Source organism: Aliirhizobium cellulosilyticum (assembly GCF_014198105.1).
In the GTDB taxonomy this organism is placed as follows: Bacteria; Pseudomonadota; Alphaproteobacteria; order Rhizobiales; family Rhizobiaceae; genus Neorhizobium; species Neorhizobium cellulosilyticum.
The window spans coordinates 663,787-681,617 of sequence record NZ_JACIGW010000001.1; the positions used below are offsets into that span (position 1 = coordinate 663,787).

Consider the following 17,831-nt stretch of genomic DNA (forward strand, 5'->3'; position numbering starts at 1 on the left):
GCGTACCATTCTGGCGAGATGATATTAACAACCAGTTAAGCATTTCAAATACTAAGATGTTGATATCTTTAAGGATGGGTACTGCTACGCATCGCTGACGTGACTTTTGCCATTCTTCCGGCAACCGTCTCCGACCCGTTACTGCAGCATGATTGGCTCGCTGAACTTGTCATTGTTGAGGCGTTGCCCGCCGTTATGGATGAAGCACAGATTGCCGAAATGGGACAATTCGACAATCTTTGTCATCTTCTTGAGCGTGGGCTTAATGGTCAATTTACCAAACGTAGTGTCATTATGCCGGCCTTATCGTTCCATCCCCGCGCAACCTTGCCATGGCAAAGAGCGGCGGTTGGCGCCAGATGCATCAGGAGAACAGCATGCCGAAAAACCCCAATCTCACCCTGAGCGGTCCGGATCTGGCGGCACTCCTGTGCAGCCGTGTCTGCCATGACGTGATCTCGCCGGTCGGTGCAATCAACAATGGTCTCGAGCTCCTCGACGAAGGGGCTGCCGATGCCGACGCGCTCGATCTCATCCGCACTTCGGCGCTTAACGCCTCGGTACGTTTGAAGTTCGCCCGGCTTGCCTTCGGTGCTTCCGGTTCTGTTGGCGCATCTATCGATACCGGTGAAGCTGAAAAGGCTGCCAAGGATTTCGCTGCGGCAGAAAAGAAGACTGAGGTTACCTGGAGCGGTCCGCGGGCGATCATCCCGAAAAACCGGGTCAAGCTGCTGCTTAACCTGTTTCTCGTGGCCTATGCCGGCATCCCGCGCGGAGGTTCGGTGGAGGTCGAGCTTGAGAACCCGGAAACGGACGCCCGTTTCACAATCACGGTCAAAGGCCGGATGATGCGGGTTCCGGCCAAGTTCGTCGAGATCTGCACCGGCGTTCTGGAAGAGGCTGTCGATGCTCACACGATCCAGCCTTATTATACGGTTCTGCTGGCTGAAGAATGTGGCATGGATCTGAAACACGTCGTTTCCGAAGACAAGATCAGCTTCATTGCGGAAATGGCGACCGAATAAGCTTAGGCGAGGTCGCCCCTTCGGGGCCGCGTAACGTTTCGTTAGCCGCGATCCGCTATATCTGCAGGGTCTACCGCCGTGGCGGTCGCTGAAGGGGAGCGGGTTATGCAACGTCTGATGATCGCAGATAGTACTGATATTGTGCGGAAAGTCGGCAAGCGTATTCTTTCCGAACTGGGATTTCTTGTCGCTGAAGCGGGCGATTCTCGCGATGCGCTGAGAGGCTGCCAGACCGAACTGCCGAATTTCATGATCGTCGATGCGAGCCTCGACGGGGCGCTGGACCTGATTGCTGCCGTGCGTGCGCTACCCAACGGAAAGAGCGTTAAGATTTTCTACTGCGTCATTGAGGCCGATCTGAAGCGGATGATGGCAGGCAAGCGGGCAGGGGCCGACGATTTCCTGCTGAAGCCGTTCGACCGGAAGATCCTCACTTCGGTGTTTTCTCCTTACGCTGCCGCAGCCTGATCGCGGCCGAAGCTTTGACGTCCAGGTTTGAACGGCGGCCTCGGTCGCCGTTTTTTGTTCGGTGCACTTAACATGCCTAAGGCGGACAAAATAAAACCCGCCTGGCGCACCAAGCGGGTTTTAAGGCAAAGGGGAATGCCGTAGGCGTCAGGCCGTTTCGGCGTATTCCGCACCATCCGGCTCGCGAAGCACGTAGCCGCGGCCCCAGACGGTTTCGATGTAGTTTGCCCCACCGGCTGCATTTGCAAGCTTCTTACGCAGCTTGCAGATGAAGACGTCGATGATCTTCAGTTCCGGCTCGTCCATGCCACCGTAAAGGTGGTTCAGGAACATTTCCTTGGTGAGCGTGGTACCCTTGCGGAGCGAAAGCAGCTCCAGCATCTGGTATTCCTTGCCCGTCAGGTGAACGCGCTGGCCGCCGACTTCGACGGTCTTGGCGTCGAGGTTCACGATCAGTTCGCCGGTGATGATGATCGACTGGGCGTGACCCTTGGAGCGACGGACGATCGCATGAATGCGAGCAACCAGTTCGTCCTTGTGGAAGGGCTTGGTCATGTAGTCGTCGGCGCCGAAGCCGAGACCGCGTACCTTGTCCTCGATGCCGGCCATGCCGGAAAGGATGAGGATCGGCGTCTTGACCTTGGACAGACGGAGCGTCCGCAGAACTTCATAACCCGACATGTCGGGCAAGTTCAGGTCAAGAAGAATGATGTCGTAGTCGTATAGCTTGCCAAGATCGACGCCTTCTTCACCAAGATCAGTGGTGTAGACATTAAAGCTTTCCGATTTCAGCATCAGCTCGATGCTCTGCGCTGTCGCGCTGTCATCTTCGATGAGTAGAACCCGCATATTTTTCCCCTTTACCGCCGCGCAAGGTTACCTTTTGCCCCCTCACTCGTTACGGATCCAGACTGTGCCTGATTTGGAAGCTGCCACCAAATGGTTAACAAACTGTGACCTGATTTGGCAAGGTGCATCAATTTATTAAGCAAAATAAGTAGCAGCCTGTTTTCCTTTACGGATTGGACATCACCATGTTGAATCAGCGAACGAGGAAGTTTCGCTAAGTGATTCTTGCGGCTGACACATTGCCGCTGTCCAATTCGGACTTGGTATTTACCGACCCTTAAACGATCGTCTTTATCATTAATGATGCCCGTAAACGAAAAGTTAATGCCGCGTCAAATTTATTAACGCGTCAGAAATTTTTTGATCTGCAGTGTAACAGGCAGATCACGGGCCGGGGTGTTGGTATCCACGGAGTATTGCGTATGAAGTCGCGTGACAGCCTTGTTCGCCTGAAGGGATTTCAGGTTAACGAAAAGCGTCGTCAGCTGCAGCAGTTGCAGATGATGATGGCAGAATTCGAACGGATGGCGAAGGAACTGGAACACCAGATCACGCTTGAAGAGAAAAAGTCCGGGATCACCGATCCGGGTCATTTCGCTTATCCGACCTTTGCAAAGGCCGCACGGCAGCGGGCGGATAACCTGCAGGTCTCGATTCGAGAACTGAAGGTTCAGCAGGATAGTGCCGAACTGGCACTGGAAGAGGCGGAGGCGGAACTCGCCAAGGCTTCGGCGCTCGAAGAGCGTGACGGCGGGATGCGCGCCCGCGCCTAACGCGCGGATGCATCGAGGAGCTGAAGAGGGCGACCCGCAAGGGGCGGCGCCCTTTTTCCATTTTCTGTACGGCTGCAGATCGTTCAGCCGATCGTCTTCTGCTTCGAAGTGAAGCGATGATTTATTTGATGACGTCCTGCCATTCGGGGTGGCGCTCGACCTGGGCCTTGAAGAAGGGGCAAAGCGGAATGATCTTCCAGCCGCCCCGGCGTGCATCATCAACCGCGAATTTTGCCAGAGCCTGGCCGACGCCCTTGCCGCGCAGAGCATCCGGAACGCCGGTGTGATCGATGATGATCAGTTGCGGCGAGGTGCGGGAATAGGTCATCTCGGCCTCATGTCCCTCGACACTTGCGGCATAACGTCCACCCGATGTTTTCTCTTCGCGGCTGATTTCCATTTTGTTGCTCCTGTCGCATTCACATGTCGGCTTGGAGCATAAACCGATTTGCGCCATGTTATGAAGCTCAGCTTTCGACTTCAGTTTTGAGGCGTCTTTCAGGGAGTTTGCTTGAGCCGGATTGTACCGTTTTCGATACTGGGTCTATCGGCAGTGCTTCTCGCATTCGGCGTGAGCCTGCCGATCATGCGGTTCGATCAGCTTTACTTTTTCAGCAGCGAGCCATCACTGCTGCAGCTTGTCGGAGAGTTGTGGGGAGATGGGAATTTCGGGCTGGCCATTGCTGTCGGCGCTTTTTCGCTCGCGTTTCCAGCAGTCAAGCTGATCGCTCTCGGGCTTGAGGTCGCGGCCGGCGAGGGGAGGTCGCAATTGCTTAGCCAAGCGATGCCGCATCTTGCCAGATGGTCGATGATGGACGTGATGCTTGTCGCGATCGTCATCTTCGCGGCGAAGACGAGCGGCGTTGCGACTGCCGTCACGCTTCCCGGTTTCTGGTGTTATGCGGCGTCCGCCGTGATTGCGGCCATCTTTCCCTCTGTGGTCAAACTGGGAAAGACGGATCGGCAATCGGAAAAGGGATAAAACAAAGGATGCCGCGACCTTGATCACAGCACCCGGATAAGGGTGGCTTTTCGCCGGATGCGCCTAGTGGCGGTACTGCTGGATACGCGTCGTACGCAGGCCGGCAAGGCCATGATCGTTGATCGACGACTGCCAGGAGAGGAATTCTTCGACGGTAAGCGTATAACGGTCGCAGGCTTCCTCCAAGCTCAACAAGCCACCGCGAACAGCCGCGACAACCTCAGCCTTACGACGGATAACCCAGCGGCGCGTATTGGCCGGGGGAAGGTCCGCAATCGTAAGGGGGCTGCCATCGGGGCCGATGACATATTTAACTCGTGGACGGATCATTTCGGTCATTGGAACTCTCTACACAACACAAGACCACGCCGAGGAGCCTAGTCCGGCAGTTTTAACATTTGACTAAACAGGTTCCGCAAATGTGACCTAACTCGCAAAGGTCGTATTTTTTCTGTGCCTTAGCCCTCAATCCCCTGTGAAATAAGGCTTGCAGGGGAGGGGGAGAGGGCGAGAGAGTCGAATTGAGCGTGGCGGGCTGTGCGAATTTGGCACGGGCCTGTATCATTTTTTGAAGTTTTTTCGCTAAATCATTGCGACTGAAAGGATAGTTCCTGTTGGTCCGGCATTGAGCGTGGCGGAACCTGTATGGCTGAATGTCAGCGTATCCCCTTGTTGCAACTGGACGATAGCGGAAGACGACAATGTCGTGGAATTCCCGGCCGCGCCGGCAAGCGTCAGCAGGCCCGGACTACCATTGCGCGAAACCGTCACGCCATAGGCGGCGGCGGCCGCTGCAATAGAAAGCGTGAGGGCTATAAGATAAAGGCCGGTTGCGGGTATGACGATCGCGTTGCCTCCGCCCGCAACAGCCGCTCCGAGCGTAAAGCCGCCCCGGTTCAAGGCGAAGTCCGACATGCCGCTCTGTTGTCCCGAGGTCGGCGCGAAACTCGTGCCGCTACGATAGAGCCTGGCTGCAGGCTGGTTGGGCATGGTGACGCGGCCGGCGCCGTCGATGACAAGGCCGTTTTTCCAGTCTGATCCATTGCTGACCTTGATGGAAAAATCGGTATTTCCTGCCAGCCCCATTTCCGCATGCCCTGTCCAGCCTGACTGGAAGAGCAAGGTGGCGGTATCTGAAGCCGACGCCTTGTTGATCTTCAGCCTATGGCTGTCGCCCGCATGATTGAAGAGGCTGGCGGAAGAGGAGAGGGAAAGTCTATTGGTGCTGTCGGCGGTGGCAGCAATCCCGAGCGTCATGACGCCGGCGTTCTCGGGCAAGGGTAGGTCCTGCCATGCGGATCCGTCGAAGACCTTCAGCCTGCCGGCTGTTTCGAACCACGCGCGCCAGCCCGTGCCCGGCTTAGCAAAGGCCCAATAACCATCCTGCCAGATGGCCATCTGGCCGTCGCGACCGCTCCATGCATCCGTTGCGCCGGTTGCGACGACGAAGCGATCTCCGGGCTCAGGCGTTTCCGGAGGACTGACGCTTTCCCCGATCACGGAAAGCTGAACGATCGCATCCAGCAGCAGCAGGGCCTCGTTATGGGTGACGTGTTTCTGTGCCTGCGAGGGCATTATGAAAGGCATGTCGAGATTGGTGGTGCGGTCGCTCATGGTCATCTCCGGCAATTATGTTTGCCGGATTTTACGGCCGTGCCGATGCTGCGGGGACGAAGTTGAAGCCAAGCTATTGAAAGCACTTGCGCGACCTTGCTATTCATCCCCGCGGTCTGCTTCGGGGATAGTGTCGCGGGCTCCGTCCTATCGGCGCAAGAACCTGATGTGATGCAGGGAAAGCTGTCGCAAACGGAACCGGTGGTGTCCTCATTGCGCTTGTCCTTATCCCTGCATATGCGAAGGTGGACCGGACATGAACGGGACGGATGGATGCGATATTCGGCATATTCGATCATCAAGCAGGCGCTTTCGGGCAACCGGCTATGGAAACCGGCATGGCGTGAGCCGGAGCCGAAATCGCATTACGATGTGATCATTGTCGGTGGCGGCGGGCATGGCCTGTCGACGGCCTATTATCTTGCCAAGGAATTCGGCATCACCAACATCGCGGTGCTGGAAAAAGGCTATATCGGCTCCGGCAATGTCGGCCGAAACACGACGATCATCCGCTCCAACTATCTGCTCGAAGGCAATATCCCCTTCTACGAATTTTCGCTGAAGCTGTGGGAAGGGCTCGAGCAGGATTTCAACTATAATGCCATGGTCAGCCAGCGCGGAGTGATGATGCTGGCGCATTCCGACGGGCAGCGCGATGCCTATGCGCGGCGCGGCAACGCCATGCGTATGCACGGGGTCGATGCTGAATTGCTCGACCGCAAGCAGCTCCAGGCATTGATGCCTTATCTCAATTACGATCACGCACGCTTCCCTATCCTTGCCGGCCTTTTGCAGAAGCGTGGCGGAACGGTGCGGCACGATGCGGTCGCCTGGGGCTATGCGCGCGGCGCCGACATGCGCGGCGTCGATATCATTCAGCATTGCGAGGTAAATGCCATCCGTCGCGACGGGCAGGGCCGGGTAACTGGCGTCGACACCAACAAGGGCTTTATCGGCTGCAACAAGCTGGCGCTGGCGACTGCCGGCCATTCCTCCGAGACCGCGCGGATGGCGGGGCTTGAACTGCCGATCGAGACCCATGTGCTTCAGGCTTTCGTCTCCGAAGGGATCAAGCCGGCGATTGATCATGTGATCGTCTATGGCGCCGGGCATTTCTACATTTCGCAGTCCGACAAGGGCGGCTTGGTCTTCGGTGCGGATATCGATTATTATTCGTCCTACGCCCAGCGCGGCAATCTTGCGACCGTCGAGCATACGATGGAGGAGGGCGTCTCGCTTATCCCCGGCCTATCCCGCGGTAAGGTTCTGCGCTCATGGGGTGGGGTGATGGACATGTCGATGGATGGTTCGCCGATCATCGACCGGACGCCGATCGACAATCTCTACCTCAATGCGGGATGGTGTTACGGCGGGTTCAAGGCGACGCCCGCCTCGGGCTTCTGTTTCGCTCACCTGATCGCCAAGAACGAGAGCCACCATGTTTCGCGCTTCCTGCGGCTCGACCGCTTCGAGCGCGGCCACATGATCGACGAAGCGGGCAAAGGCCCCCAGCCGAACATTCACTGAGATAGTCCATGGCAAGCCTCATTACCTGTCCGCATTGCGGTACCAGACCCAAGGAAGAGTTTTCCATTCGCGGCGCGGCGCTGGCGCGCCCTCATCCTGCCGCGAGCGAGGAGGACTGGCACGCCTACGTCTATCTGCGGGAAAATCCGAAAGGCCGTTACCAGGAATACTGGCACCATGCGGCCGGCTGCCGCCGCTGGCTGATTGTCGACCGCGACAACGTGACTCATGATGTGTTCAGCGTCGTCGATGCCGCAGCGATCAGGGAGCCAAGTGAATGACCTCCTATCGTCTGGGATCCGCAGGCCGGGTCAATCGCGGCCAACCGCTGACCTTCACGTTCGACGGCAAGACCTACAAGGGGTTCGAGGGCGATACGCTCGCGTCTGCCCTGCTTGCCAACGACCAGATGCTGATGGGCCGCAGCTTCAAATATCACCGTCCGCGCGGTCCGGTTACGGCCGGCTCTGCCGAACCGAATGCGCTGATGACGATCGGCGCCGGCGCGCGCGCCGAGCCGAATGTGCGCGCGACCGTCGCCGAGCTTTACGACGGGCTGACGGCGGTCAGCCAGAACCGCTGGCCTTCATTGTCATTCGATATCGGCGCGATAAACGGCCTGCTTTCGCCGATGCTGGGTGCGGGCTTCTACTACAAAACCTTCATGTGGCCGGCAGCGCTTTGGGAAAAGCTCTACGAGCCGGTCATCCGTCGCGCAGCCGGCCTCGGCAAGCTGACGATGCAGGCCGATCCGGATCGCTACGAGAAATCCTGGGCGCATTGCGATCTGCTGGTTATCGGTTCCGGTCCCGCCGGGCTGATGGCGGCGCTGGCCGCAGGGCGTGCCGGCGCACGGGTTATCCTCGCGGACGAAGGTTTTCGGCTTGGCGGATCGCTTCTGTCCGAAAGCGCCTCGTTGGGTGGTATTGCGGCTGCCGATTTCGCCAAGGCGATGATCGAGGAACTGGCGGAACTTCCAAATGTCACGCTGATGCCGCGCACCACCGTGTTCGGCTGGTATGACGATATGGTTTTCGGTGCCGTCGAGCGGGTGCAGAAACATGTCTCCGCACCGTCGCCGGACCTGCCGATGGAACGTCTCTGGCGTATCGTCGCCAAACGCGCCATCCTGGCGTCCGGCTCGGAAGAGCGGCCGCTGGTTTTCGGCGGCAATGACAAGCCGGGCGTGATGACGGCGAGCGCGATGCGCACCTATGCCAACCGATATGGCGTGGCGGCGGGCGGCAAGGTCGCCATCTTTACCAATGGTGGATCGGGTTATCGCACGGCAGCCGATCTGGTGGCGGCTGGCGTCGATGTCACGGCAATCATCGATGCGCGCGCACAGTCTGCGGATGTCGGGCCAGATGGCGTGCGGGTGATCCGCAATGGTGGTGTCGTCGGCACCAAGGGCCGCAATCGCATCGATGCGCTGATTGCCGAACGGTCCGGTTTTCAGGAACAGATCGCCTGCGATGCGCTGGCGATCTCGGGCGGCTGGTCGCCGATCGTACACCTGATGTGCCAGCGCGGCGCAAAACCCGTCTGGTCCGACGAAGCCCAGGCCTTCATGGCACCGGATGTCGGTTCAGCCTTCATTGCTGCTGGTTCCGCTGCCGGCGCCGATACGATTTCGGCCTGTCTGCAAGATGGCGCCGGTAAAGCCACGGCGCTTGCACGCGAACTCGGCTTTGCCGCCTACGAGATGAACATCCCCGAGGTGGAAGGCGAATATGATCCGGCCTTCGCGCCGGTCTGGTATGTGCCGGGGGCCAAGGACAAGGCCTTTGTCGATTTCCAGAACGATGTGGCGGTGAGCGATCTCGGGCTCGCCCAGCGGGAAGGGTTCGGCCATATCGAGCATACCAAACGCTATACCACTGCCGGCATGGCGACCGATCAGGGCAAGCTTGGGGGCGTCAACACGGTCGGTATCGTTGCCGGCATGCGCGGCGTCTCTCCGACCGAGATCGGCACCACGACCTTCCGGCCGTTCTACACGCCGGTCTCTTTCGGTGCTCTGGCAGGAACATCGCGCGGCGAGCATGCGGCTCCGGTTCGTACATCGCCCTTGCATGACTGGGCGAAAAAGAATGGGGCCACTTTCGTCGAGACCGGCTTGTGGCATCGCTCCGCCTGGTTTGCGCGGACGGGGGAGAATAGCTGGCGCGAAAGCGTCGACCGCGAGGTCAAGAATGTCCGCAGTAATGCCGGGCTTTGCGATGTCTCGACGCTCGGCAAGATCGAGATTTTCGGCACCCACGCGGCGGAATTCCTGAACCGTATCTATTGCAATAATTTCCTCAAGCTGCCGGTCGGCAGGGCGCGGTACGGCCTGATGCTGCGCGAGGACGGGATGATTTTCGACGACGGTACGACGAGCCGCCTTGGCGAAAACCACTATGTGATGACCACGACGACGGCCTATGCGGCAGAAGTGATGGCGCATCTGGAATTTGCGTCGCACACCTTCTGGCCTGACCTCGACGTTCGTTTTGTCTCCACGACCGACCATTGGGCGCAGATGTCGCTCGCCGGGCCCCGCGCCCGGGCGATCATGAGCCGGGTGGTGGAAGACGATATTTCCGATGCGGCCTTCCCCTATCTGGCCGCCAGAACTGTGACGCTCCGCGGTGGGCTAAAGGCGCGGTTGTTCCGCATCTCGTTTTCGGGCGAGCTGGCTTACGAGCTTGCTGTTCCGGCCGGTTACGGCGAGGCGGTTGCGGACGCGATCATGGAGGCGGGCAAGGGTGAGGGGATCTGCGCCTATGGCGTCGAGGCACTCAATGTCCTGCGCATCGAGAAGGGTTTTGTCACTCATAGCGAGATGGATGGTCGCACGACGCCGGACGATCTCGGCCTTGGCCGGATGATGGCGCTGCAAAAGCCGGATTTCATCGGCAAGCGACAGTCGAGCCGTTTCGGCCTCACCGCTGCCGACCGGTTGCAGCTCGTGGGCTTGAGGCCGTTGGAAAAGCTCGATGAATTTTTGGCCGGCGCGCATCTGCTGAAGGAAGACGTGCCGCCATCGATGGCAAGCGACCAGGGCTGGGTGTCCTCGGTCTGCCACTCGCCGACACTCGGTCATACGATCGGCCTTGCGATGCTGAAATCCGGCCGGGAACGCTATGGCGAAACCATCGTCGTCTGGGATGGATTGCGCGGAAAAGAGGTGCTGGCGCAGGTCTGCCCGCCCGTCTTCGTCGATCCCGACAACAGCAAGCTTCAGGGGTAGGCCATCATGTCGCTCACTCTCTATCACCGGCATGTGCTGGAAGATTATCTCGCAGGCTTCGAGGCCAAGGCCAATCCGAACCATCTGTCCGTCATCCGCCGTCCGGCGATTTTTTCGGTGTTGGCGCATCGCGGCAATGAGGCTTCCGTCAAGCAAGCGCTGAATTCGATCGAGGGTGCTCTGCTGCGTGACTGCGCGCCGGGTGAGTGGCTGGTCGTCTCGACGGCGTCAGGCGCTGCTGTGGTCGAGAACCTTCTCGGTGAAATCACAGGCGCTTCGGCTGTCGATCAGAGCGATGGCCGGGTGCTGCTTAGGATTTCCGGCCCGAATGTGCGCAAGATCCTGGCGAAATGCGTGGCGGTGGATCTGCATCCCGATGCATTTTACATCGGCGCTTCGGCCAACATGCTCTGCTGCCACGTGGTTGCCAATCTGGCGCGCACCGGAGCCGAGGCGTTCGAGATCATCGTGCCGCGTTCCTTCGCAGGCTCGGTATTCGAGGAAATGATGGAGATGGGCCGCGAGTTCGCGCTGACTGCCGCTTTTGCGGAGTGGTGAGGCGGATCGTCAGTCAGAGTGATGACTGATGACGCTCACTGGATAAGTATTTTTCGCTAAGCGACATTGGGCTTCGCAGAACGGTCTACTGAGCCGTTCTGATTGTCATTAGGCTGCGGTGAGTTGCAGCATTCAACGCATGACGAAAGTCCTGCTCTCACCGGAGAATTTGAATGAAGAGCCATGCCCGGATTGTGGTGATCGGCGGCGGTGTCGTCGGCTGTTCCGTCCTCTACCATCTGACGAAATTCGGCTGGACGGACGTGGTTCTGGTCGAGCGGTCCGAGCTTACTTCCGGTTCCACCTGGCATGCGGCTGGCGGCATGCACACGATCAACGGTGACCCCAACGTCGCCAAGCTGCAGAAATACACGGTCGAGCTCTACAAGGAGATCGAGGCCTATTCCGGCCAGGATATCGGCCTGCACATGACGTCGGGCCTGATGTTGGCAGCGACCAATGAGCGGTTCGACTGGTTCAAGTCGCTACTCGCCAAGGGGAAATATGCCGGCGGCGAGGCGCGGCTCGTGTCGGTGGAAGAGGCGCATGAGATGATGCCGCTTCTCGATCCCAAGGAATTCGTCGGCGCCGTCTTCGATCCGCATGAGGGCCATCTCGATCCTTACGGCACGACACACGCCTATGCGAAATCGGCGAAGAAGAACGGGGCGGAAATCTATCTCCACACCAAGGTGGAGGAGCTCATCCAGCTGCCGGACGGCATGTGGCGGGTGGTGACGGACAAGGGGGAGATTCGAGCCGAGCACGTCGTCAACGCTGCGGGGCTCTGGGCGCGTGAGGTTGGCCGCATGGTCGGGCTGGAACTGCCGGTGCTTGCCATGGAACATATGTATCTGATCACCGAGGACATGCCTGAGGTGATCGAGTTCAACCAAAAGTCCGGTCGCGAGCTGATGCATTGCGTCGATTTTGACGGCGAGATTTATATTCGCCAGGAACGCAACGGCATGCTGATGGGCACCTATGAAAAGGACTGCTGCCCGTGGTCGCCGATCGAGACGCCGTGGACCTTCGGGCACGAGTTGCTGGCCGAGGATATCGAGCGGATTTCCGGTGAGCTTGAGGTCGGCTTCCGGCACTTTCCGGCCTTCAATACTGCCGGGATCAAGACGATCATCAACGGCCCCTTCACCTTTTCGCCGGATGGCAATCCGCTGGTCGGGCCGGTGCGCGGCATGACGAATTTCTGGTCTGCCTGCGCGGTGATGGCCGGCTTCTCCCAGGGTGGTGGCGTCGGGCTGGCGTTGGCGCAATGGATCATCAACGGAGATCCGGGCTTCGACGTCTTCGCCATGGATGTCTGCCGTTACGGCGACTATGCGACGCTCGGTTATACCAATGCCAAGGTACGAGAAAACTATTCGCGCCGCTTCTCGATCCGTTATCCGAACGAGGAGCTGCCGGGCGCCCGCCCGCTGCTGACGACGCCGATCTGCGACAAGCTGAAGGCTGCCGGTGCCGTGTTCGGCGCATCCTACGGGCTGGAAACACCGTTGTGGTTTGCCCCGGAAGGTGTCGAAGACGCTTTCTCCTGGCGGCGCTCGACCGATTTTGACCATGTCGGAAACGAAGCAAAGGCGGTGCGTGCTTCCGTCGGCATGATGGAAACCTCGGGTTTCGCCAAATACCTGATCGCAGGTGGGGGCGCGCGGAGCTGGCTGGATCGCATGCTTGCCGGCCGTATTCCGCCGGAAGGGTGCATGGCGCTGACGCCGATGCTGAACGAGGCGGGCAAGCTGATCGGCGATTTCACGCTTGCTGCGCTGGAGGATGAGGAATTCCTGCTGATCGGCTCCGGCATTGCCGAGGATTATCACATGCGCTGGTTCGAGCAGCATCTGCCCGAAGATGGTTCGGTCGGGGTGGAGGCGCTCAATCTCGGCCTGCTGGGCCTCTCGGTTGCCGGGCCGAAGGCACGCGAGGTGCTGCAGAAGCTGACGCATCTCGACCTATCGGATAGAGCCTTTCCCTTTATGTCGGTGCGCGAGATCGATCTCGGCATGGCGCCGGTCATTCTCGGCCGGGTCACGTATACCGGTGATCTCGGCTATGAAATCTGGATGAAGCCGGAATATCAGCGCTATCTGTTCGATGCGTTGATGGAGGCGGGTGCGGAGTTCGGCATTTCGCTTTTCGGCCTGCGGGCGCTCAACGCTCTTCGCGTCGAGAAATCCTTCGGCAGCTGGTCGCGGGAATATCGTCCGCTCTACGGGCCGGCGGAGGCGGGGCTTGGCCGTTTCATCTCCTATAGCAAACCGGCCGATTTCATAGGCAAAGAGGCGGTGCTCGACGAAAAGCTTACCGGCGGCGCATTGAGGCTCATCACCCTGATCGTTGATGCCGTGGATGCCGACGTCATCGGCGACGAGCCGATCTCGCTTGATGGAGAGGTGAGGGGATGGGTGACTTCGGGCGGTTATGCTCATGCATCCGGAGTCTCGGTCGCCATGGGCTACGTGCCGAAGGCGATCGCCGAAGTGGTGAATGGATGGCAGATTGAGATTCTGGGAGAAATGCTACCGGCGCGCCTGCAGCCTGTGCCGCTGTTTGACGCAAACGGGTCGCGAATGCGCTCTTGATAGTTGTAAACTCTATAGAAAATCACTGGTTGGATAGGGCGTTATTGCACGCCGAAAACGCTCATTTTCTGTGAGGTTCATGCCGCATTTCTGGCATTCCTGAGTGTATTTGCGCCATCCTGGGCAAAAGCTCGTGAAAATTGATCTGCCTCTTTCTTTTGCACTTCACATTTTTAACGAAACGGATAGGAATCAAAAAAATTGAAGATCTCATCAGGTCTTTGAAAGAATGGTGCGGCCGCAAAGGACCGCATTAGGGGAAACTATATGGAATACTTTATCCAGCAGCTCATCAACGGGCTGACTCTCGGATCCATCTATGGCCTCGTGGCAATCGGCTATACGATGGTTTACGGTATCATCGGCATGATCAACTTCGCCCATGGCGATATTTTCATGCTCGGCGGCTTCGCTGCCCTCATAATCTTCCTGATCCTGACATCCTTCTTTGCCGGCATTCCGGTAGCGCTGTTGCTGCTGCTGATGCTGCTGGTTGGTATGCTGATGACGGGCCTGTGGAACTGGACGATCGAGCGCGTGGCCTACCGGCCGTTGCGCGGATCCTTCCGCCTTGCGCCGCTGATTACGGCGATCGGTATGTCGATCGCCCTGTCGAACTTCATCCAGGTGACGCAGGGACCGCGCAACAAGCCGATCCCACCGCTTGTCACCGACACCTATCACCTCGGCGCGATTACCATTTCGCTGAAGCAGATCCTGATCGTGGTGATTACCTCGATCCTGCTGTTCGCCTTCTGGTACATCGTCAACAAGACACCGCTCGGCCGCGCCCAGCGCGCTACCGAACAGGACCGCAAGATGGCGGCACTACTCGGCGTCGATGTCGACAAGACGATCTCGATAACCTTCATCATGGGTGCAGCACTCGCGGCGGTCGCCGGGGCGATGTACCTGATGTATTACGGTGTCGCATCCTTCAACGACGGATTCATTCCGGGCGTAAAGGCTTTTACCGCGGCCGTTCTCGGTGGTATCGGCTCGCTGCCGGGCGCTGTTCTCGGCGGGCTTCTGATCGGCCTGATCGAAAGCCTGTGGTCGGCCTATTTCTCGATTGCCTACAAGGATGTGGCGACCTTCGCCATCCTTGCTATCGTGCTGATCTTCAAGCCGACCGGCATTCTCGGTCGTCCGGAAGTGGAGAAGGTCTGATATGGCTTACACCACTGAAAACAACCAGTCCGGCCTGATGGCAAAGGCCGTCAAGGAAGGCATTTTCGCGGGCCTGATCGCGTTCGGCATGTTCCTGCTGTTCGTCGGCATCGAGACCTATCAGGACATCAACAACCAGCTGGTCTGGCGGACGCGCTGGGGGCTGCTTGCGGTCTTCGTCGCGGTCGCCGCCATCGGCCGCTTCGTGACGGTCGGTTTCATCAAGCCGCATCTCGACAGCCGCAAGCTGGCCAAGGCGAAGAGCGGCGTTCTGGAAATCTCGGACGAGAAGGGCTTCTTCCGCACGCATTTCCTCAAGATCGCGCTGATCTTCCTGCTCTGCTATCCGTTCCTGGCAATGCTCATCTTCGGCCGTCAGGGCTCGCTGAAATATGTCGACAACTTTGGCATCCAGATCCTCATCTACGTGATGCTCGCGTGGGGCCTCAACATCGTCGTCGGCCTCGCGGGCCTGCTCGATCTGGGTTATGTCGCCTTCTACGCGGTCGGCGCCTATTCCTACGCGCTGCTGTCGGCCCATTTCGGCTTCTCCTTCTGGCTGCTCCTGCCGATGGCCGGCATTCTGGCCGCGCTCTGGGGCATCATCCTCGGCTTCCCGGTTCTGCGGCTGCGAGGAGACTATCTTGCGATCGTGACGCTCGCCTTCGGTGAGATCATCCGCCTCGTCCTGATCAACTGGACGGATGTCACCCGTGGCACGTTCGGCATCTCGGGCATCGAGAAGGCAACCTTCTTCGGCATCTGGTCCTTCGACGCAGGCACGCCGAACAATTTTGCCAAGGCCTGGGGTCTGCCGACCTCGTCGGTCTATTACAAGATGTTCCTGTTCTACATCATTCTGGCACTCTGCATGCTGACGGCATACGTCACCATTCGCCTGCGGCGCATGCCGATCGGCCGCGCCTGGGAGGCACTGCGTGAGGACGAGATCGCCTGCCGTTCGCTCGGCATCAACACCGTCACCACCAAGCTGACGGCGTTCGCCACGGGCGCGATGTTCGGCGGTTTCGCCGGCTCGTTCTTCGCCGCCCGTCAGGGTTTCGTCTCTCCGGAAAGCTTCGTCTTCCTGGAATCGGCGGTCATCCTTGCTATCGTCGTTCTCGGCGGCATGGGTTCGCTCACCGGTATCGCCATTGCGGCGGTCGTCATGGTCGGCGGCACGGAATTGCTGCGCGAAATGGAGTTCCTCAAGCATGTCTTCGGGCCTGACTTCACGCCTGAACTCTACCGCATGCTGCTCTTCGGTCTGGCGATGATCATCGTCATGCTGTTCAAGCCGCGCGGCTTTGTCGGCACCCGTGAGCCAACCGCCTTCCTGAAGGAGAGAAAAGCTGTCTCCGGCAGCTTCACCAAGGAAGGCCACGGCTGATGACGACCGGGACCATGACAATGACAAAAGACGCTATCCTCAAGGTCGAACACCTGTCGATGAAGTTCGGCGGCCTGATGGCCATCAACGACTTCTCGTTCGAAGCCAAGCGCGGCGAAATCACCGCACTGATCGGCCCGAACGGTGCCGGCAAGACCACGGTGTTCAACTGCATCACCGGCTTCTACAAGCCCACCATGGGCATGATCACGCTGTCACGCGACAACGGCAAGGAGTTCCTGCTGGAGCGCCTGCGCGATTTCGAGATCAACAAGGTGGCGGGTGTCTCCCGCACCTTCCAGAACATCCGGCTGTTTTCCGGCCTGACGGTTCTGGAAAACCTGCTGGTCGCGCAGCACAACGTGCTGATGAAGGCTTCGGGCTTCACGATCCTCGGTCTGCTCGGGCTGCCGACCTACAAGAACGCCGCGAAGGCTGCGATCGAGAAGGCGCAATACTGGCTGGAAATGGCCGATCTCGTCGATCGCGCCGACGATCCCGCAGGTGACCTTTCCTATGGTGCGCAGCGCCGCCTGGAAATCGCCCGCGCCATGTGCACCGGGCCGGAACTTCTGTGCCTGGACGAACCGGCCGCCGGTCTCAACCCGAAGGAATCCCTGACGCTCAACACGCTGTTGCGCGCCATCCGCGACCAAGGCACGTCATTGCTCCTGATCGAGCACGACATGTCGGTCGTCATGGAGATTTCCGACCATGTCGTCGTTCTGGAATATGGTCAGAAGATCTCCGACGGCACGCCGGATCATGTGAAAAACGACCCGAAGGTCATCGCAGCATATCTCGGCGTCGAGGATGATGAAGTTGAAGAAATCGAGGAAAAGCTGGACAAGGGCATTATCGAAGAGGGGACCGTCTGATGGCCGGTGAAACCCTTCTGAAAGTCCAGGGTGTCGAAACCTATTACGGCAATATCCGCGCGCTCTCGGGCGTCGATGTCGAGGTCAACAAGGGCGAGATCGTCAGCCTGATCGGTGCCAACGGCGCCGGCAAGTCGACGCTGATGATGACAATCTGCGGGGCACCGCAGGCCAAGACCGGCCAGGTCATCTTCGACGGCGAGGATATTACCAAGCTGCCGACGCATCTGATCGCGCGCAAGCGCATCGCCCAGTCGCCGGAAGGCCGCCGCATTTTCCCCCGCATGACGGTGCTGGAAAACCTGCAGATGGGCGCCAATCTCGACAACCTGAAATATTTCAAGGAAGACGTCGAGAAGGTCTTCGTCATGTTCCCGCGCCTGAAGGAGCGGCAGAGCCAGCGCGGCGGCACGCTTTCGGGCGGCGAGCAGCAGATGCTGTCGATCGGTCGCGCGCTGATGTCGCGTCCGAAACTGCTTCTGCTCGACGAGCCGTCGCTCGGTCTGGCTCCGCTGATCGTCAAGGGCATTTTCGAGGCGATCAAGACGCTCAACAAGGAGGAGGGGCTGACCGTCTTTCTCGTGGAGCAGAACGCATTCGCGGCGCTGAAACTGTCGGACCGCGCCTATGTCATGGTCAACGGCAAGGTGACGATGAGCGGCTCCGGCAAGGAGCTTCTCGCCAATCCGGAAGTCCGTGCCGCCTACCTCGAAGGAGGCCGGCATTGAGCGCGATCACCATCTTTACGGCCAGCGGGGTATA

Annotated in this window: 17 protein-coding genes; 13 read left to right on the top strand and 4 right to left on the bottom strand. The window is 59.0% G+C overall.

Features of this window, described 5'->3' with window-relative positions:
- The first annotated feature begins 377 nt into the window (after positions 1-377).
- Together chpT and GGE33_RS03000 are read left to right on the top strand one after the other, a co-directional pair.
- Complete coding sequence (gene chpT, locus GGE33_RS02995) at positions 378-1,025, top strand: histidine phosphotransferase ChpT (protein WP_148145830.1); 648 nt, start codon at positions 378-380, stop codon at positions 1,023-1,025.
- Positions 1,026-1,130: 105 nt separating this feature from the next.
- Entirely contained in the window at positions 1,131-1,493 is a 363-nt protein-coding gene (locus tag GGE33_RS03000) for a response regulator (RefSeq protein ID WP_148145829.1), read from the top strand.
- A gap of 147 nt (positions 1,494-1,640) precedes the next feature.
- Here the strand turns inward: GGE33_RS03000 and ctrA are convergent, their stop codons facing one another.
- The gene (gene ctrA, locus GGE33_RS03005) at positions 1,641-2,342 is read right to left on the bottom strand and encodes a response regulator transcription factor CtrA (RefSeq protein ID WP_046794530.1); all 702 of its coding nucleotides are present in this window, start codon (positions 2,340-2,342) and stop codon (positions 1,641-1,643) included.
- 422 nt (positions 2,343-2,764) lie between these two features.
- Between ctrA and GGE33_RS03010 the strand changes: the two genes are divergently transcribed.
- Complete coding sequence (locus GGE33_RS03010; protein ID WP_112454130.1) at positions 2,765-3,115, top strand: flagellar export protein FliJ; 351 nt, start codon at positions 2,765-2,767, stop codon at positions 3,113-3,115.
- A 121-nt stretch (positions 3,116-3,236) separates the two neighbouring features.
- Here GGE33_RS03010 and GGE33_RS03015 read toward each other — a convergent pair whose 3' ends face one another.
- Positions 3,237-3,515: a GNAT family N-acetyltransferase gene (locus tag GGE33_RS03015; protein WP_183821180.1), complete on the bottom strand. Its 279-nt coding sequence runs from the start codon at positions 3,513-3,515 to the stop codon at positions 3,237-3,239.
- Positions 3,516-3,626: 111 nt separating this feature from the next.
- Between GGE33_RS03015 and GGE33_RS03020 the strand changes: the two genes are divergently transcribed.
- Positions 3,627-4,097 carry a paraquat-inducible protein A gene (locus GGE33_RS03020; protein ID WP_183821181.1) on the top strand — a complete coding sequence of 157 codons (471 nt, stop codon included), beginning with the start codon at positions 3,627-3,629 and terminating at the stop codon, positions 4,095-4,097.
- A gap of 63 nt (positions 4,098-4,160) precedes the next feature.
- Here the strand turns inward: GGE33_RS03020 and sciP are convergent, their stop codons facing one another.
- Positions 4,161-4,436: a CtrA inhibitor SciP gene (gene sciP / locus GGE33_RS03025; protein ID WP_105414767.1), complete on the bottom strand. Its 276-nt coding sequence runs from the start codon at positions 4,434-4,436 to the stop codon at positions 4,161-4,163.
- 243 nt (positions 4,437-4,679) lie between these two features.
- Positions 4,680-5,711 (bottom strand): DUF2793 domain-containing protein, encoded by a 1,032-nt coding sequence (locus GGE33_RS03030; protein WP_183821182.1) that lies wholly within the window; start codon positions 5,709-5,711, stop codon positions 4,680-4,682.
- A 273-nt stretch (positions 5,712-5,984) separates the two neighbouring features.
- On the opposite strand from GGE33_RS03030, the gene GGE33_RS03035 reads away from it, so the two are divergent.
- From GGE33_RS03035 to GGE33_RS03075, 9 genes are all read left to right on the top strand, one after another.
- Positions 5,985-7,238: a sarcosine oxidase subunit beta family protein gene (locus GGE33_RS03035; protein ID WP_183821183.1), complete on the top strand. Its 1,254-nt coding sequence runs from the start codon at positions 5,985-5,987 to the stop codon at positions 7,236-7,238.
- A gap of 8 nt (positions 7,239-7,246) precedes the next feature.
- The gene (locus GGE33_RS03040; RefSeq protein WP_183821184.1) at positions 7,247-7,519 is read left to right on the top strand and encodes a sarcosine oxidase subunit delta; all 273 of its coding nucleotides are present in this window, start codon (positions 7,247-7,249) and stop codon (positions 7,517-7,519) included.
- Positions 7,516-10,473 carry a sarcosine oxidase subunit alpha family protein gene (locus tag GGE33_RS03045; RefSeq protein WP_183821185.1) on the top strand — a complete coding sequence of 986 codons (2,958 nt, stop codon included), beginning with the start codon at positions 7,516-7,518 and terminating at the stop codon, positions 10,471-10,473. The genes GGE33_RS03040 and GGE33_RS03045 overlap by 4 nt, the downstream gene beginning before the upstream one ends.
- Positions 10,474-10,479: 6 nt before the next feature.
- On the top strand, positions 10,480-11,031 hold the full coding sequence (locus GGE33_RS03050) for a sarcosine oxidase subunit gamma (RefSeq protein WP_183821186.1): 552 nt from the start codon (positions 10,480-10,482) through the stop codon (positions 11,029-11,031).
- Between the two features lie 173 nt (positions 11,032-11,204).
- Positions 11,205-13,631, top strand: coding sequence for a GcvT family protein (locus tag GGE33_RS03055; RefSeq protein WP_183821187.1), 2,427 nt, complete (start codon positions 11,205-11,207; stop codon positions 13,629-13,631).
- 267 nt (positions 13,632-13,898) lie between these two features.
- Complete coding sequence (locus GGE33_RS03060; protein WP_148145820.1) at positions 13,899-14,801, top strand: branched-chain amino acid ABC transporter permease; 903 nt, start codon at positions 13,899-13,901, stop codon at positions 14,799-14,801.
- A 37-nt stretch (positions 14,802-14,838) separates the two neighbouring features.
- Positions 14,839-16,191, top strand: coding sequence for a high-affinity branched-chain amino acid ABC transporter permease LivM (livM, locus tag GGE33_RS03065; protein ID WP_394353633.1), 1,353 nt, complete (start codon positions 14,839-14,841; stop codon positions 16,189-16,191).
- Positions 16,191-17,069, top strand: coding sequence for an ABC transporter ATP-binding protein (locus GGE33_RS03070; RefSeq protein ID WP_148145818.1), 879 nt, complete (start codon positions 16,191-16,193; stop codon positions 17,067-17,069). The genes livM and GGE33_RS03070 overlap by 1 nt, the downstream gene beginning before the upstream one ends.
- Positions 17,069-17,797: an ABC transporter ATP-binding protein gene (locus tag GGE33_RS03075; protein ID WP_148145817.1), complete on the top strand. Its 729-nt coding sequence runs from the start codon at positions 17,069-17,071 to the stop codon at positions 17,795-17,797. Before GGE33_RS03070 ends, GGE33_RS03075 begins: the two co-directional genes overlap by 1 nt.
- Positions 17,798-17,831: the final 34 nt, after the last annotated feature.

Excerpts from the sequence above, each read along its gene's own strand:
- chpT (WP_148145830.1), top strand. The coding sequence starts at position 378 with ATGCCGAAAAACCCCAATCTCACCCTGAGCGGTCCGGATCTGGCGGCA.
- GGE33_RS03000 (WP_148145829.1), top strand. The coding sequence starts at position 1,131 with ATGCAACGTCTGATGATCGCAGATAGTACTGATATTGTGCGGAAAGTC.
- ctrA (WP_046794530.1), bottom strand. The coding sequence starts at position 2,342 with ATGCGGGTTCTACTCATCGAAGATGACAGCGCGACAGCGCAGAGCATC.
- GGE33_RS03010 (WP_112454130.1), top strand. The coding sequence starts at position 2,765 with ATGAAGTCGCGTGACAGCCTTGTTCGCCTGAAGGGATTTCAGGTTAAC.
- GGE33_RS03015 (WP_183821180.1), bottom strand. The coding sequence starts at position 3,515 with ATGGAAATCAGCCGCGAAGAGAAAACATCGGGTGGACGTTATGCCGCA.
- sciP (WP_105414767.1), bottom strand. The coding sequence starts at position 4,436 with ATGACCGAAATGATCCGTCCACGAGTTAAATATGTCATCGGCCCCGAT.
- GGE33_RS03030 (WP_183821182.1), bottom strand. The coding sequence starts at position 5,711 with ATGAGCGACCGCACCACCAATCTCGACATGCCTTTCATAATGCCCTCG.
- GGE33_RS03035 (WP_183821183.1), top strand. The coding sequence starts at position 5,985 with ATGCGATATTCGGCATATTCGATCATCAAGCAGGCGCTTTCGGGCAAC.
- GGE33_RS03040 (WP_183821184.1), top strand. The coding sequence starts at position 7,247 with ATGGCAAGCCTCATTACCTGTCCGCATTGCGGTACCAGACCCAAGGAA.
- GGE33_RS03045 (WP_183821185.1), top strand. The coding sequence starts at position 7,516 with ATGACCTCCTATCGTCTGGGATCCGCAGGCCGGGTCAATCGCGGCCAA.
- GGE33_RS03050 (WP_183821186.1), top strand. The coding sequence starts at position 10,480 with ATGTCGCTCACTCTCTATCACCGGCATGTGCTGGAAGATTATCTCGCA.
- GGE33_RS03055 (WP_183821187.1), top strand. The coding sequence starts at position 11,205 with ATGAAGAGCCATGCCCGGATTGTGGTGATCGGCGGCGGTGTCGTCGGC.
- GGE33_RS03060 (WP_148145820.1), top strand. The coding sequence starts at position 13,899 with ATGGAATACTTTATCCAGCAGCTCATCAACGGGCTGACTCTCGGATCC.
- livM (WP_394353633.1), top strand. The coding sequence starts at position 14,839 with ATGGCAAAGGCCGTCAAGGAAGGCATTTTCGCGGGCCTGATCGCGTTC.
- GGE33_RS03070 (WP_148145818.1), top strand. The coding sequence starts at position 16,191 with ATGACGACCGGGACCATGACAATGACAAAAGACGCTATCCTCAAGGTC.
- GGE33_RS03075 (WP_148145817.1), top strand. The coding sequence starts at position 17,069 with ATGGCCGGTGAAACCCTTCTGAAAGTCCAGGGTGTCGAAACCTATTAC.